Below are 22268 nucleotides of genomic sequence, written 5' to 3'. Positions count from 1 at the left end.
ATGCCCGAGGACGCCGTCGGTCGACGACGACTGCTCGCAGCATCGCTGGGCGCCGCCGCCGCGCTCCCACTCGCGGCGTGTGCCTCGTCCGATCCCCCTGGTAGCCCTTTCCGCTCGCCCAACGTCACCGACGCACCCGCGGCACGCAATGTCCGTGACTTCGGTGCGGTCGGTGACGGCGTCGCCGACGACACCGCCGCGTTCGCCGCAGCGGCCGCGGTCGGCGGCACGCCGCTGGTGCTCTACCTGCCCGCTGGGCACTACATAGTGCAGTCGTGGCCGGAAATGTCTGATTACGCAACGGTCCTCGGCGACGGCGCGGACGTGTCGGTTGTGGTCTGCGACGCGGACACCACCTTGATCAACCTCCGCAAGCGCAATCGGATCCGGTTCGCCCGCCTCGGCATCTTCATGACGGGGCCGCGCTCCACCGCCGTCGTGCTCTCGGAATGCTTCCGCTGTTCGTTCGACGCCGTGGTGATCCGCGGCAACCATCTCAGCGACAACCATCCACGCTTTCTGGAGCAGCGCGGTGTCGTCCTCGACCACAACACCGGCGGTACCGCATTCATCAACTGCGACATCAACAACTTCGGCGTCGGCATCGTCACGTCGTGCATCCAGAACTACGTCACCTCCTCCAAGCTCACCAGCAACTACATCGGGGTGCTCGGCACCGGCAGCGACCACAATGCCGGACTTGCCATGACGAACGTCGAATTCGTCTCCGACAACGACCCGCACACCACCGACAAGCACATCGCCATCGATGGCGCGGCCAATGACTGGTGGCTGACCAATGTCTGGTTCGAGGGCGCGGACATCGCGCTGTCGATCGGCCGGCGTGATCGCGGCGGACCCGCCCAATTCGGCATGACCAACTGCAAGGTCGCCGCCCGCTCCGTCGGCATCGACCTGGTCTACTGCCGTCAGCCCTACCTCGCCAATGTGCAATTCGACGCCGACCTCGACAAGCCGCCGATCGAGCTGCGCATAGATCCCGCAGGCTGCCCCGAGGGCACCGCGATCAACCTCATCTCCAGTTCCACCGATGAACTCAATCCGGCGATGTTCCCGGACGCCTGGCATGTGATGGGTCGCAACAGTGTGCATTCGCCTCGGTTCACCGGAACGATCGTCGGCAGAGCCGGGCGCGGCGACACCGATATCTTCCAGGCCCAGACCGCCGACGGAGCCGTGCGCTCCGCCGTCCTATCCAGTGGTGCATGGCTTTCCGATCATCCAGAAAGCGGGATCGTGCTCAAGGATCCGGCAGGCGGGTATTGGCGACTCTCGGTAGCTACCGACGGTGCGGTGAAAACGACCTCGCTCGGTAGTCAGCGACCCCGGGAGTGAGCCGTGACCGATCACTCACCTTCGTTGTCCGATATCCGACTCGGGCCGGCCACCCTGCACGGCGTCATCGTCGTGTTGCGGCCGCCCCGGATTGCGGACTACGCGCAGTGGCGGCGGATCCGGTTGCGCGATCAGCGGACCATCGAGCCGTTCTGGACCAGTTCACCACTGGACTGGGCGGCACGGCACAGCGGAAAGCAGTGGGTTCGTGAATGTCTCGTGGTCCGCACGCAGGCGCGTGCGGGTCGGCGGCTGTCCACGGTGATCGAAGTCGCAGGCCGCTTCGCCGGGCAGATCGAGCTCGTTTCGATCGCACCCGAGACCGGGTCAGCGGAACTGGGTCTCTGGGTGGATGCCGACGTGGCACGGCACGGTTTCGGCGGGCTCGCGGCATCGCTCATCCTGGACTTCGCCTTCGGGGCGGCCGGACTGCAACGCCTCACCGCCCCGATCTCGCCCGCGAACATCGCGACCTCGCGCGGGGCGGCATTGATGGGGTTTCGACGCGAGGCGATGATGACGCGATACTTCGACGTCGGCAGCGCCAGGCGTGATCACGAACTGTGGGCGATCACCCGGGAGGCGGTTCCGCCGAACGGCTTCACGGCCCGCTGGATCACCCGCTACGACGGCCAGTTATCGGCCGCACCGACCACACCGAGCGCTCCCGAGGGTGCACCGATTCCGGCGACCACCGTGCTCGTCGCCACCGCCCGGTATTACGCGGGCCGCGTCTTGCACATGCTGGATCCGCTGCGGACACCGAAACCGATCCGGCTCACCGACGCCGAACATCCGGCCCTGGTACTGCGCAGCCGCAGGCGTGGGGACTGGGCGCAGTGGTGCGCGGCGCGCATGCACAGCCGAGGACGGCTCGATCCGGGACCCGGCGAATCCGAAGCCGCCTGGGCGGCACGGCACTCCCGTTCCCGGTGGTGGCGCGAATTGCTGCGGGCCAGGGCAGGTCTGCATTCCCCGACCGGACTGGTGCTCGCCATCGAGGTGGACGGCGCGTACTTCGGCGAAGGCAGACTGTTCGATCTCGACATGTTCGACCGCAATGCCAAGATGTTCGTCTGGACCGATACCGCCGGTGCTGAACAGATCCGGCTCGCGGCCACCCAGCTGCTGCTCGACTACGCTTTCGCCGAGCTCGGACTGTGCCGGGTCGAGACGGCCATCGAACTCGACGATCTCGGTGCCGCCGAAGTCGCCGCTCGGGTCGGCATGATCCGCGAGGGCCGGATGCACTCCTACGTCGGTGCCACCGGTCGACGCGCCGACCACGACCTCTGGGCGGTAACTACACAGGCCGACCAGTCCTCGCGAGGACAAGTCTCCGAGCCGGACGTACAGTGATTCCGAGATCCATCGCGCGCAAACAGATTCGTGCCGACGGCTTTCTGTGTGCGTGCCTCACGACCCATCGGGAGCCGATCATGGTCCATGTCCCGGGTAGCAACCCGTCGGCCGATCGCCGACCCTTCACCCGCAGCAACCAACTCCAATCCCGCCTGCACGATCTGGTGCCCGGCGGCGCGCACACCTATGCGCGCGGCGCCGATCAGTATCCCGAGTTCATGGCGCCGATCCTGGTCCGCGGCAGCGGTGCACGGGTGTGGGATGCCGACGGCAACTGGTATGTCGAATACGGGATGGGCCTGCGTTCGGTCACGCTCGGACACGGGTTCCGGCCGGTGCTGGACGCGGTCACCACGGCGATCGCCGACGGGGTCAGCTTCAGCCGCCCGACCGAGCTGGAAGTGCTTGCCGCACAGGATTTCCTGACCCTTGTGCCGGGTGCGGACATGGTCAAGTTCGCCAAGAACGGCTCCGATGCGACCACGGCGGCGGTGCGGCTGGCCCGTGCCGCGACCGGGCGCAGTGTCATCGCGATGTGCGATCAGCCGTTCTTCTCGGTCGACGACTGGTTCATCGGGACCACTCCGATGGACAGCGGCATCCCACGCGACGTGGCAGCGGGCACCATGAAGTTTCGCTACAACGACCTGCCCTCCCTCGCGACGGTGCTCGACACCGGCGCGGTCGCCGCCGTCGTCATGGAGGCGGCCACCGCGCTCGCCGAGCCGGAACCCGGCTTCCTCGAGGGCGTTCGCGATCTGTGCGACCGCTACGGCACCCTGCTCGTCTTCGACGAGATGATCACCGGATTCCGCTGGTCGGCCGGTGGCGCGCAAGCGGTGTACGGCGTCCGCCCCGACCTGTCGTGCTGGGGCAAGGCCATGGGCAACGGATTCCCCATCTCGGCGCTGGCAGGCAAACGCGAGTTCATGGAACTCGGTGGCCTGCGCACCGACCACGACCGCGTATTCCTGTTGTCCACTACGCACGGCCCGGAATCGGGCTCGCTGGCCGCCTTCCGCGCCGTGGTCGACGAATACCGCACCGGTGACCCGGTCGCCCGCATGGAACACGCCGGGCAGCTACTCGCCGACGGCGTGAACGCGGTCGCGGCCGAACTCGGTATCGCCGACTACCTGCAGGTGCTGGGCCGCCCATCCTGCCTGATCTTCGTCACCCGAGATCCCGAAGGTAAGCCGTCCCAAGAGTTCCGCACCCTGTTTCTGCAGGAACTCCTCGAACGCGGCGTCCTCGGGCAATCCTTCGTCACCTCCGCCGCCCACACCGACGCCGATATTGCCCACACTGTCGGCGCGTGCCGCGAGGCGGCGGCGGTGTATCGCAAGGCGATCGAGCAGGGTTGTGTGGACGGGTTGCTCGAAGGCCGGCCCGTCGCCCCCGCATTGCGGCGACACGCCGCGCCCCGCAGGATCGACCCGACATGAATCCGCTCCTCGGTCCATCACCGACCCCCCGTGCTCCGACAGGAAGTCGAATGACCCATCGCCGCGCCGACGGCAACCACGCACGCACAAGGATCACCGAGCCGGTGAGCGCATGAACGAGCCTCGCCTTGCGATCGTGCACGAGCGTTTCACCGAGTTCGGCGGCTCTGAGGCCGTCATCGGTGAATTCGTCGAAACCTGGCCGCACGCAGAGGTCTTCGCACCGATCATCGAACCAGACGGGGTGCGGACGCCACTGAAGACGGTGCACGACACCTGGCTCAGCCGTGCCCACGCCGCCACCGGTCGCCGTTCGCACGCCCCGCTGTTGCCCTTCGTGCCGCGAGCCTTGCGCCGCCTGCCGCTGCGCGGCCGGTTCGACGCGGTCCTCATCAGTCATCACTCCTTCGCCACCCAGGCGGTATTCGCCACGGACGCACCGACCATCGTCTATGTCCACAGCCCCGCCCGCTGGGCGTGGGATGCCGAATTCCGCGCCCAAGAGGCGGGCGGGCGGGCCGGGCAGCTGGCCCTCACCGCCCTCGGCAGGCTCGCCCGTCGCGCCGAACTGCGCGCCGCACCGCACCTCACCCACATCATCGCCAACTCGCATGCCGTCGCCGACCGTGTCCAGGACTGGTGGGGCCTGCCTGCCACGGTCGTCAACCCACCGGTGCAGGTCGAGCAGTTCACTCCGGATGCCGCGATCCCTCGCGAGGACTTCTTCCTGTTCGCAGGCCGGCTGGTGCCCTACAAACGCCCCGATCTCGCCATCCGCGCCGCCCAACGCGCGGGGGTCCGCCTTGTCGTCCTCGGCGACGGCCGCTTCCGCAGCCAACTCGACGCCATCGCGGGCCCCGAAACCACCTTTCTCGGCGCCACGTCCTTCGACGTGCTGCTCGACACCTACCGGCGCTGCAATGCATTGCTCATGCCGGGCATCGAGGATTTCGGCATCGTGCCGGTCGAGGCAATGGCCTGCGGCACACCGGTTCTCGCCGTCGGACAGGGCGGCGCGCTCGATACCGTCCGCCCTGGCGTCACCGGTGCGTACGTCGACCACGGTAGCGACGAGCACGTCATCGAAGGCATGGCCGCGGCCATGCGCGCCTTCGACCCGACCGCCTACCACCCCGCAACCATCCGCGACCACGCAATGTCCTTCTCCCCCAGCGCCTTCCGCGCCAATATCGCCGAAACTGTCGCCGCCGTCACGCATCGATCGTGACGGCGGCGACCGCATCCGGCGACTGGGCGCTATTGCTCGGCAAGATCCGTTCTCAGGTGCTGCAGCGCGGAGCGGATCCGGGATTTCGCGGCGGGCAGCCCGATACCGAGGCAGGCCGCGACCTGCGGATAAGTGAGATCGCGATAGTAGGCGAGGGTGATGGATTCGCGCTGCAGCGAGCTCAGACCGGTCAGGCTCCGGCGGACGGCTTCGCGGTCGTGGTTGCGCAGGGTTTCCTCGGCGACCACATCCATGGGCGGTTGGTAGGCGCGGGCGCCCCACTGGTGATTGTGGTCGACGGTCGCCCGCTCGTGCCGTACCCGGTCCACCGCCTGCCGATGGGCAAGCATCCGTAACCACGTCAGTGCCGATCCGCGATGTTCATCGAAGCCACCCGCACACCGCCACACTTCCAGGTAGACGTCCTGGCACGTTTCTTCGGCATATCCAGGGTCTCGGACAACGGCGAGAACTCGCTGAAATACCAGGTTTCGCGTGCGGCGATACAACTGCGCAAATGCGTCACGATCGCCATTACCGATGCGGTGCACCAATTCTGCATCGAGCATGGTCACGATTGCCCCCTGACAAACAGTGATACGACAAGAAGGAGATACGTCGAAACACTCCGTCGAGGGCATGGACGGTGCTGTGTGGTAAACGAATCCGGCCAGGGACAGGGGCCATCGGATCCACCGTTCGTCAGACTACCGGTCTCTATCGAGGTGCCGTCGCGAATTCGTCGATGCGGTGAATGCCGAGAATGGCTGGGGCAGAATCAGATCCGGAGCCCGAGCTCCACGATGGCTTTGGCGACCGCCTGCACCGGCACACGATTGGTCCGCGCATGGGCTCGGATGAGCTCGTAGGCGGCATCGGGTGTCGTCCGCCCGGCATTGGCGAGCACACCTTTGGCTTGCTCGACGATGATCCGGGTATCCAGCGCGTGCATCAGCTGCTCGGTCAGCTGTTCCTGGCGACGAATGGCGGTCGACTTGACGATGTGCCCGGCCGCCATGCTGGCGAGCAAACCGCCCACCGAGAGATCTTGTTCGGTCCAGTCGCGTGGCTCGTGGGTGTACATGCCGAGCGCACCCACTGTGACATCCCCAGACCGCATCGGTACCACCACTACCGACGAAACCTGTTGTCGGACTGCCTCGGCACAGAATTCCTGCCACACCGCACGCCGACAGCCGATGTTGGTGACCGCGATGGGTGCGCCGTGCCGCATCGCGGCCACGCACGGGCCACGTCCAGTGCGGTGCTGACAGCGCTCGACCTCCAACAAGGCGTCGGGTGTCGCCTCAGTGAATCTCTCCGGCCCGTCCTGGACGAGCGTCACCGTGCAGCCCGCCAGATCCAGCACGTCGATGGCGCTGTCCATCAGCTGCCGCACCATCCGCGGGGTCTCGCCGACAACGGCGACCGCGTCCGCGAGCCGCGACACTGCCGCAACCAGCACCTGACTGTCCGACACCCGCACCACCCCGCACGCGAAGACCGATCGTCCTGTCGAGTCCAGCGCCGCACTCGCCGACATTTCCATGGTATGGCCATGCCGACGAATTCCGTTGCTCTCGTACACAATCGGTGGGTCGACACGCCCGGCTCCCGGATGTAACCATGGACGGCAGGCTCGACCCGGCCGTACACGGTGTCGTGCACGGTCAGGGTATGCCCGCACCACCGGTGTTCGCCTCGCCGACCTCGCCGCCGACCTCGTCGAGGGCCGGATCGACATCGCCGACATCGTCGTCGAACCACCGGAGTGAGCCCAGGTCGTCGGCGATCAATCGGCGGCGTCGAATCGGATCCGGCTGGCGACCACCGACTCGGCCACCTCGGCCAGCGACATCCCGTGTGCGAAGGCATAGGCACGCAACCGCGCGTAGGCATCCGCCGCGCGAATACCCAACTGCCCGATCACCATTCCGGCCGCTTGATGGATCACACCGCTTGTCAACGGCTGATCCCGCCACCGGGGCACACCATGACCCGGTTGCGCAGCGCCTGCGACCAGCTGTGCGGTCACCAGATCGGCAATGTGCAGCCCCGCAGAGATCATTGCGGGCCGCGGCAGACCGGGATGCTCGCCGTAGAGATCGAGCGCACCCAACCGGACCGCACCCAGGTGCAACGGCACCGCGACCATCGGTCCGGAAATCCTCGGGTGCCCAATCCTTTCGATGCGAGCGAGCTCCGCGGCGAAACCGGGCCAGCGCTCGCCGCTCGCCGCCAGGTCGGCCAGCAACACCGGGACGCCCTGCGTGACGGCCTCCACCGCAGGCCCCTGGCCGAGGGTGGTCTGCACCGTCTCGACGAGGACGGCGACACCATCACTCACACACCAGGGTTGCAGCCCCGCATCGCGTTCCCGCATCAGGATCGCAGCGCGGCGCACCGGCAACACCCGCACGCACGCATCGGCCAGCGCGGAGATCCCGCCACCGCCGATCGACAGCGCCGACAGGAAGTCATCGGTCAGGTGATCGAACTGCGCCACACTCATCCTACGAACTACTCACGACCATTGCCCCCATTGCGAATTCGACGGTTCCTTCTTCTGGTATTCGTCACGCTTCCGACAATGGACCCCCCGACGCATCGCAAGAATACGAAACGCCAACTCTCCACACCAGGGCCGAAGGGCCCGCGAACCGAGGGGCAAGACGTAGGTCCGCCTACGGAATGGTGTCGGCCTGCACCTCGGCGTGCAACCGCCGCAGCACCGGCGCGCGATCGGTCAGCACCGACCAATTTCGGGAGATGGCTTCGTGCACCGCGTGCGCCGCCGAGACGAGCGCGTCGGCGTCGGCATGCCCGGTCAGCAAGCCGCCGATGTCGGCGGCGATGCCGACGTCGAGCACCGGCACCACAGTGTGCGGCATGCCGAGCAGCGCCGCGAGAATATCCAGCTGATCGGCGGGCACCAGCGCCCTCGCCGCAGTGAGCACCGCGGCAGGAACGACGATCGTATTGCCGGATCCTGCTGTGGCCCAAGCGATCGCGTGCGGATAGGGATCCCGTCGGCACCAGCCGAGGACCGCGCCGAGATCGAGGACGACGCCGGTCAGGGTCGGCGGGTTCACGCGGCGCCGGCCGCGTACTCATCCTCGGTCAGGGGCGGTAAGCCCAATAGTGCGCGTCCGTGATTGATCATCTCCAGCGGCGGCTTGCCACCGTAGACGCGTTCGATGGTGGCAACAGATTGTGCGCGGTCCATGCGCTGCCGGACCGACTCGGCGACGAACTGCGAAACCGATTCGATCCGCCCGCCCTCACGCCATTTGTCCAGGGTCACGGCGATTTCCTCGGGGACTGTGACCGTCACCTTCCGAGTCTTACGCTCTCTCGCCATATCGGAAGTGTACTCGGATATGGCTTGCCGAGACCGGGTGCATACCGGGCTGCGACATGGGAAAGTCTCGGTCATGAGAGCGCACCGTCGCATCGCCGTGGTCATGGCCGGGTTCGTGAGCGTCACACTGGTCGCGAGCTGCGGCACCGGGTCGCAGCAGAACAGCGGTCCGACCGCTGCCACCGTGTCCGGCGTGATTCCTTTGATCTCCACCGACGACCTGCGAGCCGCGCAGCCCGACGAGGTGCACCTGTTCGGACTGAACGATCTGCACGGCAACCTCCAGCCGCCGAGTGGTTCGAGCGGAAAGATCGCCGGATATGAAGCCGGCGGGGCCGCGTACCTCGCCACGCATTTGGCGCGGCTGAAGAAGGCCTATCCGGCCAGTGCCGTGGTCGCGGCGGGTGACAATATCGGCGCGAGTCCGCTGATGTCCGGGCTGTTCCACGACGAGCCGACGATTTCTTTTCTGAACTCCGCCGGACTGGCCGCGTCGGCGGTGGGAAATCACGAATTCGACAATGGTGTCATCGAATTGGCGCGTATCCAGCAGGGCGGCTGTGCACCGGACGGCTGTTCGCCCAGCGCGCCGTTCATCGGGGCGAAGTTCCCGTACCTGGCCGCGAACGTCACCGACGCCCAGGGCAGACTGCCGGCGGCGCTGCGCCCGTGGACCATGCTGGAAGTCGGCGGCCACCGGATCGGCGTTGTCGGCACCGTCACCCCCGACACCGCGAATATTGTTTTCCCCGAAGGCATTCGAGGCTTCACGTTCGGCGACGAGATCGACGCGATCAACGCCTACGTGCCCGAGATGAAGGCGGCGGGCGCCGAAACCATTGTGGCGCTGCTGCACGATGGCGGCGTCCAGAAGGCAGGCCCCGACGCGGCGGTCGACTACAACGGCTGCGCGAACATCACCCCCGAGGTCACCGCGCTCGCCACCCGCACCGACCCCGCGGTGCGGGCGCTGGTCACCGGGCACACCCATCAACCATATGTGTGCACGATCGAGGGCAAGGTGATCACCCAGGCCGCCTCCTACGGCAGGCTGATCACCGACATCACCCTGACATTCGGCACCGATAAGGTGCGGGCTTCGGCGGTGAATCGGGTGGTCACCCGCGAGGTCACCCCGGACTCGGCCACCGCCGACCTGGTCGCTTTCTATACCGGCCAGGCCGCACCCCGGGCGGCCCGGGTGGTCGGCACAACGGCGCAGACGCTCGCACACGAACCGGCGGCCTCCGGCGAATCGCCACTCGGCGATGTCATCGCCGACTCCATGCTGGCGGCCACCTCGTCCGCGCCCGCCGCCGCGGTGGCGGCCTTCATGAACCCCGGCGGCGTGCGCGCCGATCTGAAATCCGGCGAGATCACCTACGGCGATATCTACACCGTCCAACCGTTCGGCAACCAGGTCGTCACCGTCACCCTCACCGGCAGCCAGGTACTGCGTCTACTGGAACAGCAGTGGGACAACCCGGGCAAGCCCACCGTGTTGTCGCCCGCCGGACTCACCTACACCTATGTCGCCTCCGCCCCGAAAGGCACCCGGGTGGTCGCCGACAGCATCCGCATCGCGGGCCTGCCCCTCAATCCGGTCGCCAGCTATCGGATCACCACCAACAGCTTCCTCGCCGCGGGCGGCGACGGCTTCACCGTCTTCACCGAGGGTCTCGACAAGACGGTCGGACCTATCGACCTCGATGCCTTCGAGGCGTATGCGATGGGCCGCCCACCGCTGCAAGTACCCGCCGGCCGTGCCGAAAAGCGTTAGCTCGCAACGCACCGGCAATCGCCCGTGTGCGGGTGATCACACACCAGCAGACAATCTGGACAGACGACCAGTCATTACTTCAGGTAACTGAAATTCTGTGTAACACATACCCTTTGACCTGCACATACGGTGACCAAACCCACAGCCCAGACAGGGCCTGGTGGCTTGCCCCGGCCGCGCTGACCGAACTAAAGTTACTCACCAGTAGGAGGAAGGTGTCACCTACTTCGGCCCGACCGCTATCGCTCGGGGGCCGACATCACCAGATGTCCGCATTCACTGCTGCATGCCGGATGAGCGTTGTCCGACAACATGGTTCGAACAAGAAGCAGGAGATTGCGATGGCTATTACCTACATCGTGACGGGCGGTACCGGTTTTCTGGGGCGCCGGGTCGTGCAGGGACTCCTGGACGCGGATTCCGACGCCATTGTGCACGTGCTGGTGCGCGCCGGATCGCTGGCGAAATTCACCGAGCTGGCCGAAAACTGGCACGGCGGAGAGCGTGTCTTCGCGCTGGTCGGAGATCTCACCGCGCATAGGCTCGGACTCGACAAGGACGCGCCGCAGGCCGATCACATCATCCACCTCGGCGCTGTTTACGACATGACCGCCGACGAGGACACCGCACACGCCGCCAATGTCGCGGGCACCCACTCCGTGCTCACGCTGGCCCGCGAGCTGGGCGCGGTGCTGCACCACGTCTCCTCGGTGGCCGTCGCGGGCGATCACAAGGGCAAGTTCTTCGAGGAGGACTTCGACCTCGGCCAGCGCCTGACCTCGCCGTATCACCGCACCAAGTTCGCCGCCGAGCAGCTCGTGCGCGAATCGAGCGGCGTGCGCTGGCGCGTGTATCGACCCGCCATCGTGGTCGGTGATTCCCGCACCGGCGAGATGGACAAGATCGACGGGCCGTACTATTTCTTCCCCGCCATCGCCAAGCTGGGTGCCCTGCCCACCGATCTGCCCGTGCCGCTGCCCGATCTCGGCGCGACGAACATCGTGCCTGTCGACTATGTCGCGGCCGCCATGGTCGAGCTGGTGCGCCGAAACGGCCTGGACGGACGCACCTTCCACCTCGTCAATCCCGAACCGCAGCCCTTCGGCGAGATCTACGCCGCACTGGCGACAGCCGCGGGCGCACCGACCGGGATCGGCACGGTGCCCGGCAGTGGGCTCGCGCTCAACGGCCTCGCGCATATCCCCGGCGTTCCCACCGTGCGCGATTTCCTGTTGGAGCAGATGGGAATTCCGGCCGCCGTCGCGCCACACACGTCCTTCTCCGCCGAGTTCATCTCCGACTCCACCCGCGCCCAGCTGCGCGGCACCGACTTGTCGGTGCCGTCCTTCGACAGCTACGCCGAGCGGCTCTGGGCCTACTGGCGTGAAAACCTCGACCCGAACCGCGATCATGCCACCGACAACGGTGACCCGTTCACCGGGCGAACCGTCCTGATCACCGGCGCATCGTCGGGCATCGGTCTCGCCACCGCGCATGCCGTGGCCAAACGCGGCGCGACCGTACTCATGGTCGCCCGCGGCCGTGACGACCTGCTCGCGGCCGCCGCCGCCATTCGCGCCGAAGGCGGTGCGGCCCATGCCTATCCATGCGACATCACCGATGCCGACGCCGTCGACGCGCTGGTCACCAGCCTGCTCGCTGACCACGGTCACGTCGACTACCTGGTGAACAACGCGGGTCGGTCGATCCGCCGCTCGGTGCTCAATTCCACCGATCGCATGCACGATTTCGAGCGGACCATGGCGGTCAACTACTTCGGCGCGGTCCGGCTCATCCTCGCCCTGCTTCCCTCGATGCGGGCACGACGCTTCGGACACATCGTCAATATCTCCTCGATCGCCGTGCAGACCAAGGTGCCGCGCTTCGCCGCGTATGTGGCGAGCAAATCGGCCCTCGACAATTTCAGCGAGATCGCTGCAGTCGAAAATCAGGACGCGGGAATCACTTTCACCTCGGTACGGATGCCATTGGTCCGCACCGCGATGATCGCGCCCACCGACCTCTACCGCTCCCTCCCGGTCCCCGACCCGGACCAGGCCGCGACCATCGTCGTGCGGGCGCTGACCGACCGGCCCGACCGCATCGACACCCCCGTCGGTACCTTCGCCCAGGCCGTCGAATTGCTGATGCCGACGGTCAAACGCACCATCATGCACCAGGGCTTCCGGATGTTCGGCGAATCCCATGCGGCACAGGGCGTTCCCGCAACGGTCCCGGCCGTGCCGATCGCCGACTCCGACGAACGCCAGTCGGTGCCGGCGCCCAAGCGCAGCGCGCTGCTCGCCCTCGCACCGGTGCTGCTCCCGCTGATGGCGGTGCCGAGCCCCGCCGCGCGGGTGGCCAGGGTGGTCCCCGGCCTGCACTGGTAGCGCCTACCGCTCGGGGACGCACGGGTCCCCGAACACACCGGCGGCGGGGCCGACTCCAGTCGGTCCCGCCGCGCGGATTTCCCGGTGGTTCTAGACCCGGCTCGCCGCGAACCAGGCGGCCGGCCACATCGCCCAGCCGTAGTTCGAGTGCTGGGTCGGGTCGATTCCGCCGCCACACACCGGATCACCGCCTGCGCAATAATCCGCGGTGCGCCAACCGAAATGACCGGGGACGCTCCACCCGATGAGCCGGAGCGGATCACCGAACAGCAGCACCGCCGCCACCTTCCACTGCAGATCGCCGGGCAGCGGGTAGATGCCGGGCAGCGTGGTCACGATGCCGGTGCCGAGGACACCGTGCACGACAGCCGCGCCCTGCGAGTAGCCGACCAGGATGAACCGCTGATCCGGGCACCAGGCGGACTGCTGGATAACGCGGTCGGTCAGGTCCTGGGTACCGCGGCTGAGCGATGCCGGATCGAGCAGATCCGCAGGGTAATTCACGCGGTACGCGTCCACACTCACCGGAAGTGTTTGCAGGAGTGTGTCATACAGTGGATCGCCGATGACCGAACCGAGGAACCCTGGCTCGTGGGTGCCCCTGGCAACGATCACCTCCACCTCAGCACAGTCATCCGCCGATGCATGCATTCCTAGATTCGTCGTCGCTGTGACTCCGACCACGAGCAATAGCACCGCGAATACCCGCGCCGCACGCCGCTTTTCGAACAGAGAAACCTTCCGGTTGACCATCGTGATCACCTCTCACGCCGTTGTGAGAAGCCGAGATTCTGACGATTGTCAGTGACAATTGCTCGGCTATATACGCGATAGTAGGGACGACCGGAGTTGCCGTCGAGCAACGGGACCCGAGCGATACCGAGTTACCGCACAATCGTGTCCTCGGTGGTCTCGCTGGAGTGACGAGAACCGCTGCGCCAGTGAAACGCCCGTGCGCGAGATCCGCGGGAGGGCGCGGTCCGCCGTATCCGGGGAGTACCCCCGCGCGGTCCGGTATATGCGGTGTTCGCCTGCCGGCACTAGGAATTCACGTGCCTCGACGCGGGTATCGGCGGTCGCCGAGCGAATTTCCCGCTCCTGGAACAGGTGCCGCTGATGGTTCGGCGCCGGGATGCCGCTGAGAGCGGATACCCGCGATGGCGAGCACACAGCTGATCATCGCTGCCGCGGCGATGCCGGCGCGACCGTTGTGGATCTATGACTGCCTTGCCAAGTCCCGCCGCGCGGATTTCCCGGTGGTTCTAGACCCGGCTCGCCGCGAACCAGGCGGCCGGCCACATCGCCCAGCCGTAGTTCGAGTGCTGGGTCGGGTCGATTCCGCCGCCACACACCGGATCACCGCCTGCGCAATAATCCGCGTTTCGCTCGGCGAATTGGCCGGGGACACTCCCGCCGATGGCTCGGAGCGGATCGCCGAACAGCAGCACCGCCGCCACCTTCCGTTCCGGATCGCCGGGCAGCGAGTGGATGCCGGGCAGCGTGGTCACGATGCCGGTGCCGAGGACACCGTGCACGACGACCGCGCCCTGCGAGTAGCCGACCAGGATGAACCGCTGATCCGGGCAGTTCACCGACTGCTGGATGACGTGCTCGGTCAGGTCCTGGGTACCGCGGCTGAGCGATGCCGGGTCGAGCAGGTCCGCGGTGTAGTTCACGCGGTACCGACTGGCGCTCACCGGAAGTGCTTGCCGGAGTGTGTCATACAGCGGATCACCGACCATCGAGCCGAGGTACCCCGATTCCTGGGTGCCCCTGGCAACCACCACATCGACATCCGCGCAGGATTCGGCCCATGCGTGCAATCCCAGGTTTGTCGTCGCCGTGATTCCGGCCGCGAGCAGTAGCACCGCGAATGCCCGGGTCGCCCGCCCCTTGTCGAACAGAGATACCTTCCGGTTGACCATCGCGATCGCCTCTCACGCCATTGTGAGAAGCCGAGATTCTGACGATTGTCAGTGACAATTCTTCGGCTACACATCCTCATTGTAGGAAGGCTACGAGGAGCCGTCGAGCAACCGAACGCGAGCGGCCGTGGGTCATCCGCCCGCTGCCCCGACCTCCTGATCTGCGGCGGCGCCGACGCTCGGCGCGGCAGTACGCCACGCACTGACCTGGTTCGCCGGCTGCGCCCACTCAAGGGACAAGAACCGCTGCGCCGGTGAAACGTCCGTGTGCTAGATCGGCGAGCGCGCGGTCGGCGGTATCGAGGGAGTAGCCCCGCGCGGTCAGGTGTATACGGTGTCTGCCTGCCAACGCCAGGAATTCACGAGCGTCGGCGCGGGTGTTGGCGGTCACCGACCGAATTTCCCGCTCCTGAAACAGATGCCGCTGATAGTTCAGGACCGGGATGTCGCTCAGATGGATGCCCGCGACGGCGAGCACGCCGCCGCGATCGAGCGCCGCCAGCGCGGGCAGCACCAGATCTCCGACCGGCGCGAACAGAATCGCCGAATCCAGTTGGACCGGAGGCCGATCCGCGGCACCCTGCACCGACGCGGCGCCCAGATCCCTCGCCAGCTCGCGGGCGGCCTGGTCCCGAGTCATCACGTGCACCTGCGCACCACGCGCCAGCGCCACCTGGGCGGCGATATGCGCACTGCCACCGAAGCCATAGATCCCCAGCCGACCGCCCGGCGGCAGCGCGGCCCGCTGCAGCGCGCGATATCCGATAATTCCGGCACACAACAGCGGGGCGGTGTCGATGTCGGAGTAGCCGGCGGGCAGTCGCAACGCGTATGCCGCTGGGACCGTAGCGAACTGGGCGTATCCTCCGTCCACATCCCACCCCGTGTACTCCGACTGCGGGCATAGATTCTCAGCGCCGCGTAGACAGTACCGACACACCCCGCAGGTATGCCGCAGCCACGCGATCCCTACTCGATCGCCGACCGCGAAGGCATCCTCGCCGCCCTGACGAACGCCCGGGCTCAGCGCCACTACCTCCCCGACGATTTCGTGCCCGGGCACCACGCCCGGCCGATGCACCGGCAGATCTCCCTCGGCCACATGCAGGTCGGTCCGGCAGACTCCGCATGCCAGCACCCGCACCAACAGCTCACCTGACCTGGGTTGCGGCACGGGCGCGCGAACGCGGTCCAACGGACCGCCATCGATAGGTCCCGGCCGCCGCACCCGCCAGCCGATCATCGACGCGGCGCCTGAAACCTCGCTCATATCGATCACTCCTCGCTGTCTGCAGGAAGGTCGTATGGGTCCCGGCACGCGCCGAGACAACGGTCTGAGTTCGACCCTACCCATTCGATTTCCCGAATTCGCGGCACTCGCTTCTGATACATCTCTGTATCGGATACATTGATGTATCCAAGATCCAGCAGCCGGTCCAGCAAAAGGGAGGTTCGCCTTGGCATCGCCCACAGCTGCGGCGAACCCAGCGAAACGGGTCACCCGCCGCCGAATCGAAACCAAGAACCGCCTGCTCACAGCCGCCTACGAAGTCTTCGCCGAGGACGGCTTCGGCCGTTCCACTGTCGAGCGCGTGTGTGACCGCGCGGGATTCACCCGAGGCGCGTTCTACTCCAATTTCTCCTCGCTCGACGAGCTGTTTCTCGCGATGTGGGAGCAGCGGTCCGCGGCCATGCTCGGCGGTGTCCGGGCCACTCTCGACGAATTCTCGGTCGAGGGCGTGACCGACCTGCGCGCGGCGGTCGAACGCCTCGATCGTGCGGTGCCGATCGACGAGGCCTGGTACCGCATCACCGCCGAGTTCACCACCCACGCACTGCGCACCCCGGCGCTGCGACAGGCGATGGCCGCCCGCGAGGAAGCGATCGTCGCGGCGCTGATGCCGACCATCGTCGCCGCACTGGCCCGCGTCGGGCGCACCGTCCCCGACCCGGCCGCACTCGGGCAAGCCCTCGTCGCCGTGCACGACGGCACTACCGTGCAGGTCCTGATGGAACCACGCAGTCATCGGGTGCGCCGCCGACGCACCGAACTCCTGTGCCACGTCGTACTGGCCTACAGCACAACGACCGAACCCAGCACCGCAACCGAAGGATGAACATGGCCAACCGCAGTCCCGAATTCGCGCAAGAGGCAGACGTCATCGTCGTCGGCGCGGGCCTTGCCGGGCTCGTGGCAACCCACGAGCTGGTCAAGGCGGGCCGCACGGTGCATGTCCTGGACCAGGAGAACCGCAACAACCTCGGCGGGCAGGCGTTCTGGTCGCTCGGTGGACTGTTCTTCGTCGACAGCCCGGAGCAGCGACGCCTCGGCATCAAGGACTCCTACGAGCTGGCCCTGCAAGACTGGCTCGGCTCGGCGGGCTTCGACCGCGACGCCGAGGACCACTGGGCCCGCCGGTGGGCGCAGGCGTACGTCCGATTCGCCGCCACCGAGAAGCGGGATTATCTGCGTGACTTGGGTTTACGCGTGACACCGCTGGTCGGCTGGGCCGAACGCGGCGGGGCCTTCGCCGACGGTCACGGCAATTCGGTGCCCCGCTTCCACCTGACCTGGGGCACCGGCCCGGAGGTGGTGCGGGTGTTCCAGGAACCGGTGCTCGACGGCGAGCGCCGCGGCCTGGTCGGCTTCAGTTTCCGCCATCAGGTCGATGAGCTGATCGTCGAGGACGGCTCTGTTGTCGGTGTGCGCGGCAGCGTGCTGGAGGACACCGATCTGGAGCGCGGCAAAGCCTCGTCACGAAACGTGGTCGGCGACTTCGAGTTCCGTGCGAACGCGGTAATCGTGACCTCCGGGGGCATCGGCCACAATCACGAACTGATCCGCCGCAACTGGCCGACCGACCGGCTCGGACCCTGCCCCGAGACCCTCATCTCCGGCGTGCCCGCCCACGTCGACGGCCGGATGCTCGGCATCACCGAGTCCGCGGGCGGCGCGATCGTCAACCGTGACCGCATGTGGCACTACACCGAGGGCATCGTCAACTGGGACCCGATCTGGCCCGACCACGCCATCCGGATCATTCCCGGCCCCTCGTCACTGTGGTTCGACGCCAATGGAAAGCGTTTGCCCGCACCATGTTTCCCGGGTTTCGACACCAACTCCACGATGAAGGAGATTCTGGCCACCGGCCACGACTACTCCTGGTTCGTGCTCACCCAGTCGATCATCGAGAAAGAGTTCGCGCTCTCGGGTTCCGAACAGAACCCGGACATCACCGGCAAGGACCTCAAACTCACGCTCAAGAGCCGGGTGGCCAAGGGCGCACCCGGACCCGTCGAGGCGTTCAAGCAGCACGGTGTCGATTTCGTGGTCGCCGACACGCTGCGCGAATTGGTCGACGGCATGAACAAGATCGCGCGCGGCCCGCACCTGGACCACGACGAGCTGGAACGCCAGATCGTCGCCCGCGACCGCGAACTGGCCAACAAGTACTCCAAGGACGCACAGCTGATGGCGATCACCAACGCGCGCCAATACTTTGGGGACAAGGCGGGCCGGGTGGCCAAGCCGCACCGTATCCTCGATCCCGCGCACGGACCGTTGATCGCGGTGCGGCTGAATATCCTCACTCGTAAGACGCTCGGCGGCCTGCAGACCAACCTCGACTCGCAGGTGATGCGCGAGGACGGCACCGTCCTGCCCGGGCTCTACGCCGCGGGCGAGGTCGCCGGGTTCGGCGGTGGCGGCGTACACGGCTACAACGCGCTCGAGGGCACCTTCCTCGGTGGTTGCATCTTCTCCGGCCGGGCTGCCGGTCGTGCGTTGGCCACGAAACTCGCCTGACCGCAACCGTTTCCGCCCGTCAGGGCCGACAGCCCGAGGCCCGGCCCGACGTCTGCACGGCCCAGGTGCTCGGTGCCGGTGCTGCTGCGATCGGAGCCGAAGCCGTCGGCGGCGCCGCCACCGACGCGACCGAATACAGCCGTATACCGGTGAACCGCTGCCCAGGCTCCAGCGAGATCCCCGACACCTCCACCTGGTGCCCGTATACATCGACAACCCGAGCCGAGAACGGTCCCGGTCCGGCACCCGAGATCGTCCAGTAGTTGTCCCTCCCGCGGTTGAGTTCCTGCCAGCCACCGCCGGTGGTCGGCCGGATCGCGACGCGCTGGATGGGATTTCCCGATCCGCTCACCAGGATGGCCAGCCACTGCGCCGAGGAGTCCGGTTTCACCTCGTAGAACAGTTCGGGCGCGGGATCCGGGTCACGGACGACCGTGTAGCCGACCTGAGCGACGCCATCGGACTGCTCGGCGATCTGCTCGAAGGCGGCGGCGCTCAGATCCAGTTGTCCCGGAGCGCATCCGGGGCAGCGGTCGGCGATGAGCGCGCGGACATCGCCGCGCGGGCCGTGCACATCGAGGTAGGCGCCGCACAGGTCGGCGTTGCCGTACTCCTGCGTGGACACCCCGACGTAGAAGCCGTCCAAAGGCAGGGCCGGAAAAGAACAGGCCACGCCCTGACCGAACTCGTAGTATCGCGCCTCGCCGGACACACCGGGATCGGGTGGGTACTGTGTGTGCCGCGCTGCGAAACCGGAACTACTGGTAGCCATCGGTATTCGTGCCGTCGTAAGGTCTTCGCTGACGGTGTGCGTGGTGTCGCACCACGCGGGTACGGGCCGTGTCACCCAGACGACCACCCCGGCAGCCGCCACCATCGCCCCGAGGGTCGACCACAGCCAACCCGAGCGGAAGTGTGCTTGCTTGATCGGTAATCGGTGCACCGCTGTCCCCGGCTTCCGGCTCACCCAACTCGCGGACTGTCCATCCTGACCGCATCAGGAAAGCAGTTGAAACGGCAACACAGGTCTCGAACGAAAATCTTCGCAGGGAAACACCCACAACGCGGCAACCTTGCCGCAAATAGCCAGCATTCACCTCGGCGACAGCGGTGCGAGCCGGAAAAGATCCGGAGCACCACCGTTTACGAAGTAGCCCGTTCCGGCACCGTATCCACCTCGGAGAGCTGGTGGTCCATCCGGTCCCGTTTGGCGCGCAGGTAGCGAATGTTGTGTTCGGTCGGGGTCGACTGGAGCGGCAGTCGCCGCACCACAGTGATGCCGTGCTCCACCAATCCGGCCGCCTTGGCCGGGTTGTTGCTCAGCAGCCGTACCGATCGGATGCCGAGATCGGCGAGTACCTGTGCACCCGCCGCATACCGGCGGGCATCCACCGGCAACCCGAGCGCAAGGTTGGCCTCGACGGTATCGGCGCCACGATCCTGTAATTCGTAGGCACGCAACTTGTTCAGCAGACCGATGCCGCGCCCCTCTTGGCCGCGCAGGTACACGACCACACCGCTGCCCTCCGCCGCGACCGCACGCATCGCGGCATCGAGCTGATCGCCGCAGTCACAGCGCAGTGAGCCGAGTGCGTCGCCGGTGAGGCACTCCGAATGCAACCGCACCAGTGCCGAATCGCGGCGCGGCTCGCCGAAGACCAAGGCGAGGGTTTCGGTTCCGGTGAGGTCGTCGCGATAGCCGAGCACCCGGAACTCACCGAATCTGGTAGGCAGCCGGGTCTCCACAACCCTGGTGAGTGCGCACTCGACGCGGCGGCGGTAGTCGATCAGATCGGCAATAGAAATGATCGGCAGACCGTGCGCAGCGGCGAAGTCGAGCAGGTCGGGCAGCCGCGCCATCGATCCGTCGTCGAGCACGATTTCGGCGATCACACCGGCGGGTCGCAGCCCCGCGAGCCTGGTCAGATCGACGGCAGCCTCGGTGTGGCCGGCACGGCCGAGCACACCGTCGGGGTGCGCGCGCAGCGGGAACACGTGCCCCGGCCTGGTCAGCTCGTCATAACCGGTGCGTGGATCGGCGAGCAGCCGCACGGTGCGAGCCCGATCGGCGGCCGAAATGCCCGTTGTCACACCGGAAGACGCATCGACCGACACGGTATACGCAGTGCCCTTGGGATCCTCGTTGACCGCTGTCATCGGTGGCAGTCGGAGCCGATCGAGGTCCGCACCCGCCAGTGGCGCACACAGCACACCGCTGGTGTGGCGCACCATGAAGGCGATGGTCTCCGGCGTCGCCAATTCGGCAGCGAGCACCAAATCGCCTTCGTTCTCCCGGTTTTCGTCATCGACGACCACGACCATGCTGCCCGCCGCGAGCGCGGCGAGCGCCGCCTCGATCGTGTCCAACGACCGCTGCCGCACGAATTCGGTACCCATGACCACCTCCTATATGACTAGTAGATATATATCTGCTAGTCATAGGAAGCGGCAGTCCCGCTGAGTGGACAGCTCAGGATGCGCGTTTGCCCTTGGCTTTCGGAGCCCGCTTCTGCGGTTGCCCGGCGGCGAGCTTGTCGACATCGGCGAGGAGCTTCTGCGCGAAATCGCGCTCGGCCTCGTAGTGGCGGACACACCACCGCAGCACAGCGCCCGGGTAGGCCCAGTCGGGGTTCTCGTCGGCGCCCTCGGCATCGACCTCGGCCAGCTTGCGCATCTTCTCGGCGTAGCCGATGTGCTCGGTCAGGATGCCGCGCAGCCGCTCGGGTTCGGCGAGATGGCCGAGCCAGGCCCGCAGCATCACGCTGTGCTTGAGCACGGGTGCCTCCACCGGCGCGTGATTCACCCACTGCGCCGCCGCCGCGCGGCCGGCGTCGGTGATCGCGTACATCCGCTTGCCGCGCACGCCGTCGTCCTGCAGGACGGTGCGCGAGGTGGCGTAGCCATATTTCTCCAGCCGCTTGAGCTCGGCGTAGATCTGGCTGAACGACGGGCTCCAGTAGAAGAATTGCAGGCTCCAATCGGCCCATTTCTTCAGGTCGTAACCGGAGAGTTCGTCGGCGTGCGAGAGCATTCCGAGCACGGCCCAGCTGGTCGTGGGCAGATCGGGAATCCCGGCCTCTGCGGAGGCAGGCTTGGCATCGGTCACGGTAGGACTATATCTCTTAGGCATATTTCGGGTGTTAGGACACTATTCCGCAGCGAATTCGCCCCACTCAATGTGCAGTTCCGCCGTCCTCGCACTCGGCGAGTCCAACTCACCGATGCAGGGCGTGGGCCTCTGCGGAGATGGGCGCGTTGAGCCTCGAGACCCACCTGCGAGATCGCATCAGTACTTGGAGACGCTGCGGTGGCGCATCGTCGAGCTCCTCGAGGCGATTTACATATTCTCATCCCCGTCATGCGTACTGCGGCCACTGCTTCCGCTGGGCCCAGTTCGTCGGCTCCGAAACCCGACAGGCGCTCTCGGCGCCTGCCACCATGGTCGCCTATTTGCAGCGGCATCCGGAGGTCACCGATGTGCTGTTCACCGGTGGTGATCCGATGATCATGAAGACGGCGGTGCCGCGTCGTTGGGTCGATCCACTGCTGGCACCGAACCAGGAGCGGATCCGTGCGCTGCGATTCGGGACAAACGCGCTGTCCTACTGGCCCGCCC

The 22268-nt window shown here is 66.6% G+C and carries 20 protein-coding genes and 1 pseudogene; 8 read left to right on the top strand and 13 right to left on the bottom strand.

Annotated elements, in window-relative coordinates; genetic code table 11:
- From OHQ90_RS21175 to OHQ90_RS21160, 4 genes are all read left to right on the top strand, one after another.
- Positions 1–1356, top strand: a complete 1356-nt coding sequence (locus OHQ90_RS21175; RefSeq protein WP_328400050.1) for a glycosyl hydrolase family 28-related protein — start codon at positions 1–3, stop codon at positions 1354–1356.
- A 3-nt stretch (positions 1357–1359) separates the two neighbouring features.
- Positions 1360–2715 carry a GNAT family N-acetyltransferase gene (locus OHQ90_RS21170; RefSeq protein ID WP_328400048.1) on the top strand — a complete coding sequence of 452 codons (1356 nt, stop codon included), beginning with the start codon at positions 1360–1362 and terminating at the stop codon, positions 2713–2715.
- A gap of 80 nt (positions 2716–2795) precedes the next feature.
- Positions 2796–4163 carry a glutamate-1-semialdehyde 2,1-aminomutase gene (locus tag OHQ90_RS21165; protein ID WP_328400046.1) on the top strand — a complete coding sequence of 456 codons (1368 nt, stop codon included), beginning with the start codon at positions 2796–2798 and terminating at the stop codon, positions 4161–4163.
- A 112-nt stretch (positions 4164–4275) separates the two neighbouring features.
- Positions 4276–5391, top strand: coding sequence for a glycosyltransferase (locus OHQ90_RS21160; protein WP_328400044.1), 1116 nt, complete (start codon positions 4276–4278; stop codon positions 5389–5391).
- Between the two features lie 29 nt (positions 5392–5420).
- Here the strand turns inward: OHQ90_RS21160 and OHQ90_RS21155 are convergent, their stop codons facing one another.
- From OHQ90_RS21155 to OHQ90_RS21130, 6 genes are all read right to left on the bottom strand, one after another.
- A complete protein-coding gene (locus OHQ90_RS21155; protein ID WP_328412980.1) occupies positions 5421–5960 on the bottom strand; it encodes a sigma-70 family RNA polymerase sigma factor in 540 nt (179 codons plus the stop codon).
- 209 nt (positions 5961–6169) lie between these two features.
- A complete protein-coding gene (locus tag OHQ90_RS21150; protein WP_328400042.1) occupies positions 6170–6934 on the bottom strand; it encodes a GAF and ANTAR domain-containing protein in 765 nt (254 codons plus the stop codon).
- Between the two features lie 127 nt (positions 6935–7061).
- Positions 7062–7187: a hypothetical protein gene (locus tag OHQ90_RS21145; RefSeq protein ID WP_328400040.1), complete on the bottom strand. Its 126-nt coding sequence runs from the start codon at positions 7185–7187 to the stop codon at positions 7062–7064.
- Positions 7184–7903 (bottom strand): GAF and ANTAR domain-containing protein, encoded by a 720-nt coding sequence (locus OHQ90_RS21140; RefSeq protein WP_328400038.1) that lies wholly within the window; start codon positions 7901–7903, stop codon positions 7184–7186. The genes OHQ90_RS21145 and OHQ90_RS21140 overlap by 4 nt, the downstream gene beginning before the upstream one ends.
- A 172-nt stretch (positions 7904–8075) precedes the next feature.
- A complete protein-coding gene (locus OHQ90_RS21135; protein ID WP_328400036.1) occupies positions 8076–8483 on the bottom strand; it encodes a hypothetical protein in 408 nt (135 codons plus the stop codon).
- Positions 8480–8752 (bottom strand): hypothetical protein, encoded by a 273-nt coding sequence (locus tag OHQ90_RS21130; protein ID WP_328400034.1) that lies wholly within the window; start codon positions 8750–8752, stop codon positions 8480–8482. Before OHQ90_RS21130 ends, OHQ90_RS21135 begins: the two co-directional genes overlap by 4 nt.
- A 73-nt stretch (positions 8753–8825) precedes the next feature.
- Between OHQ90_RS21130 and OHQ90_RS21125 the strand changes: the two genes are divergently transcribed.
- Complete coding sequence (locus OHQ90_RS21125; protein ID WP_328400032.1) at positions 8826–10532, top strand: bifunctional metallophosphatase/5'-nucleotidase; 1707 nt, start codon at positions 8826–8828, stop codon at positions 10530–10532.
- A gap of 341 nt (positions 10533–10873) precedes the next feature.
- Entirely contained in the window at positions 10874–12922 is a 2049-nt protein-coding gene (locus tag OHQ90_RS21120) for an SDR family oxidoreductase (RefSeq protein ID WP_328400030.1), read from the top strand.
- 90 nt (positions 12923–13012) lie between these two features.
- Here OHQ90_RS21120 and OHQ90_RS21115 read toward each other — a convergent pair whose 3' ends face one another.
- The 4 genes and pseudogenes from OHQ90_RS21115 to OHQ90_RS21100 all read right to left on the bottom strand — a co-directional run bounded on the left by OHQ90_RS21115 (position 13013) and on the right by OHQ90_RS21100 (position 16090).
- Positions 13013–13675: a cutinase family protein gene (locus OHQ90_RS21115; RefSeq protein ID WP_328400028.1), complete on the bottom strand. Its 663-nt coding sequence runs from the start codon at positions 13673–13675 to the stop codon at positions 13013–13015.
- Between the two features lie 169 nt (positions 13676–13844).
- Positions 13845–14087 (bottom strand): annotated as a pseudogene (locus OHQ90_RS21110) (alcohol dehydrogenase); the annotation flags it as partial.
- Between the two features lie 97 nt (positions 14088–14184).
- Entirely contained in the window at positions 14185–14847 is a 663-nt protein-coding gene (locus OHQ90_RS21105; RefSeq protein WP_328400026.1) for a cutinase family protein, read from the bottom strand.
- A 229-nt stretch (positions 14848–15076) separates the two neighbouring features.
- Positions 15077–16090, bottom strand: coding sequence for a zinc-binding alcohol dehydrogenase family protein (locus OHQ90_RS21100; protein WP_328412979.1), 1014 nt, complete (start codon positions 16088–16090; stop codon positions 15077–15079).
- Between the two features lie 214 nt (positions 16091–16304).
- On the opposite strand from OHQ90_RS21100, the gene OHQ90_RS21095 reads away from it, so the two are divergent.
- Both OHQ90_RS21095 and OHQ90_RS21090 read left to right on the top strand, forming a co-directional pair.
- Entirely contained in the window at positions 16305–16964 is a 660-nt protein-coding gene (locus tag OHQ90_RS21095; RefSeq protein WP_328400024.1) for a TetR/AcrR family transcriptional regulator, read from the top strand.
- The gene (locus tag OHQ90_RS21090) at positions 16961–18652 is read left to right on the top strand and encodes an FAD-binding dehydrogenase (RefSeq protein WP_328400022.1); all 1692 of its coding nucleotides are present in this window, start codon (positions 16961–16963) and stop codon (positions 18650–18652) included. The genes OHQ90_RS21095 and OHQ90_RS21090 overlap by 4 nt, the downstream gene beginning before the upstream one ends.
- 19 nt (positions 18653–18671) lie before the next feature.
- Here OHQ90_RS21090 and OHQ90_RS21085 read toward each other — a convergent pair whose 3' ends face one another.
- The 3 genes from OHQ90_RS21085 to OHQ90_RS21075 form a co-directional block, all read right to left on the bottom strand.
- Positions 18672–19424: an expansin EXLX1 family cellulose-binding protein gene (locus OHQ90_RS21085; protein ID WP_328400020.1), complete on the bottom strand. Its 753-nt coding sequence runs from the start codon at positions 19422–19424 to the stop codon at positions 18672–18674.
- Positions 19425–19795: 371 nt separating this feature from the next.
- Positions 19796–21049 carry a bifunctional 3,4-dihydroxy-2-butanone-4-phosphate synthase/GTP cyclohydrolase II gene (locus tag OHQ90_RS21080; RefSeq protein ID WP_328400018.1) on the bottom strand — a complete coding sequence of 418 codons (1254 nt, stop codon included), beginning with the start codon at positions 21047–21049 and terminating at the stop codon, positions 19796–19798.
- A gap of 73 nt (positions 21050–21122) precedes the next feature.
- The gene (locus tag OHQ90_RS21075; protein WP_328400016.1) at positions 21123–21758 is read right to left on the bottom strand and encodes a PadR family transcriptional regulator; all 636 of its coding nucleotides are present in this window, start codon (positions 21756–21758) and stop codon (positions 21123–21125) included.
- Positions 21759–22268 lie beyond the last annotated feature (510 nt).

The organism is Nocardia sp. NBC_00403 (genome assembly GCF_036046055.1).
Classification (GTDB): domain Bacteria; phylum Actinomycetota; class Actinomycetes; order Mycobacteriales; family Mycobacteriaceae; genus Nocardia.
The sequence above is the reverse complement of the archived record's forward strand: the minus strand, read 5'-3'. Positions and strand labels throughout refer to the sequence as shown.

Coding starts and splice junctions, on each gene's coding strand:
- OHQ90_RS21175 (WP_328400050.1), top strand. CDS start 1: ATGCCCGAGGACGCCGTCGGTCGACGACGACTGCTCGCAGCATCGCTG.
- OHQ90_RS21165 (WP_328400046.1), top strand. CDS start 2,796: ATGGTCCATGTCCCGGGTAGCAACCCGTCGGCCGATCGCCGACCCTTC.
- OHQ90_RS21160 (WP_328400044.1), top strand. CDS start 4,276: ATGAACGAGCCTCGCCTTGCGATCGTGCACGAGCGTTTCACCGAGTTC.
- OHQ90_RS21155 (WP_328412980.1), bottom strand. CDS start 5,960: ATGCTCGATGCAGAATTGGTGCACCGCATCGGTAATGGCGATCGTGAC.
- OHQ90_RS21150 (WP_328400042.1), bottom strand. CDS start 6,934: ATGTCGGCGAGTGCGGCGCTGGACTCGACAGGACGATCGGTCTTCGCG.
- OHQ90_RS21140 (WP_328400038.1), bottom strand. CDS start 7,903: ATGAGTGTGGCGCAGTTCGATCACCTGACCGATGACTTCCTGTCGGCG.
- OHQ90_RS21130 (WP_328400034.1), bottom strand. CDS start 8,752: ATGGCGAGAGAGCGTAAGACTCGGAAGGTGACGGTCACAGTCCCCGAG.
- OHQ90_RS21125 (WP_328400032.1), top strand. CDS start 8,826: ATGAGAGCGCACCGTCGCATCGCCGTGGTCATGGCCGGGTTCGTGAGC.
- OHQ90_RS21120 (WP_328400030.1), top strand. CDS start 10,874: ATGGCTATTACCTACATCGTGACGGGCGGTACCGGTTTTCTGGGGCGC.
- OHQ90_RS21115 (WP_328400028.1), bottom strand. CDS start 13,675: ATGGTCAACCGGAAGGTTTCTCTGTTCGAAAAGCGGCGTGCGGCGCGG.
- OHQ90_RS21105 (WP_328400026.1), bottom strand. CDS start 14,847: ATGGTCAACCGGAAGGTATCTCTGTTCGACAAGGGGCGGGCGACCCGG.
- OHQ90_RS21100 (WP_328412979.1), bottom strand. CDS start 16,090: ATGATCGGCTGGCGGGTGCGGCGGCCGGGACCTATCGATGGCGGTCCG.
- OHQ90_RS21090 (WP_328400022.1), top strand. CDS start 16,961: ATGAACATGGCCAACCGCAGTCCCGAATTCGCGCAAGAGGCAGACGTC.
- OHQ90_RS21085 (WP_328400020.1), bottom strand. CDS start 19,424: ATGGCTACCAGTAGTTCCGGTTTCGCAGCGCGGCACACACAGTACCCA.
- OHQ90_RS21080 (WP_328400018.1), bottom strand. CDS start 21,049: ATGGGTACCGAATTCGTGCGGCAGCGGTCGTTGGACACGATCGAGGCG.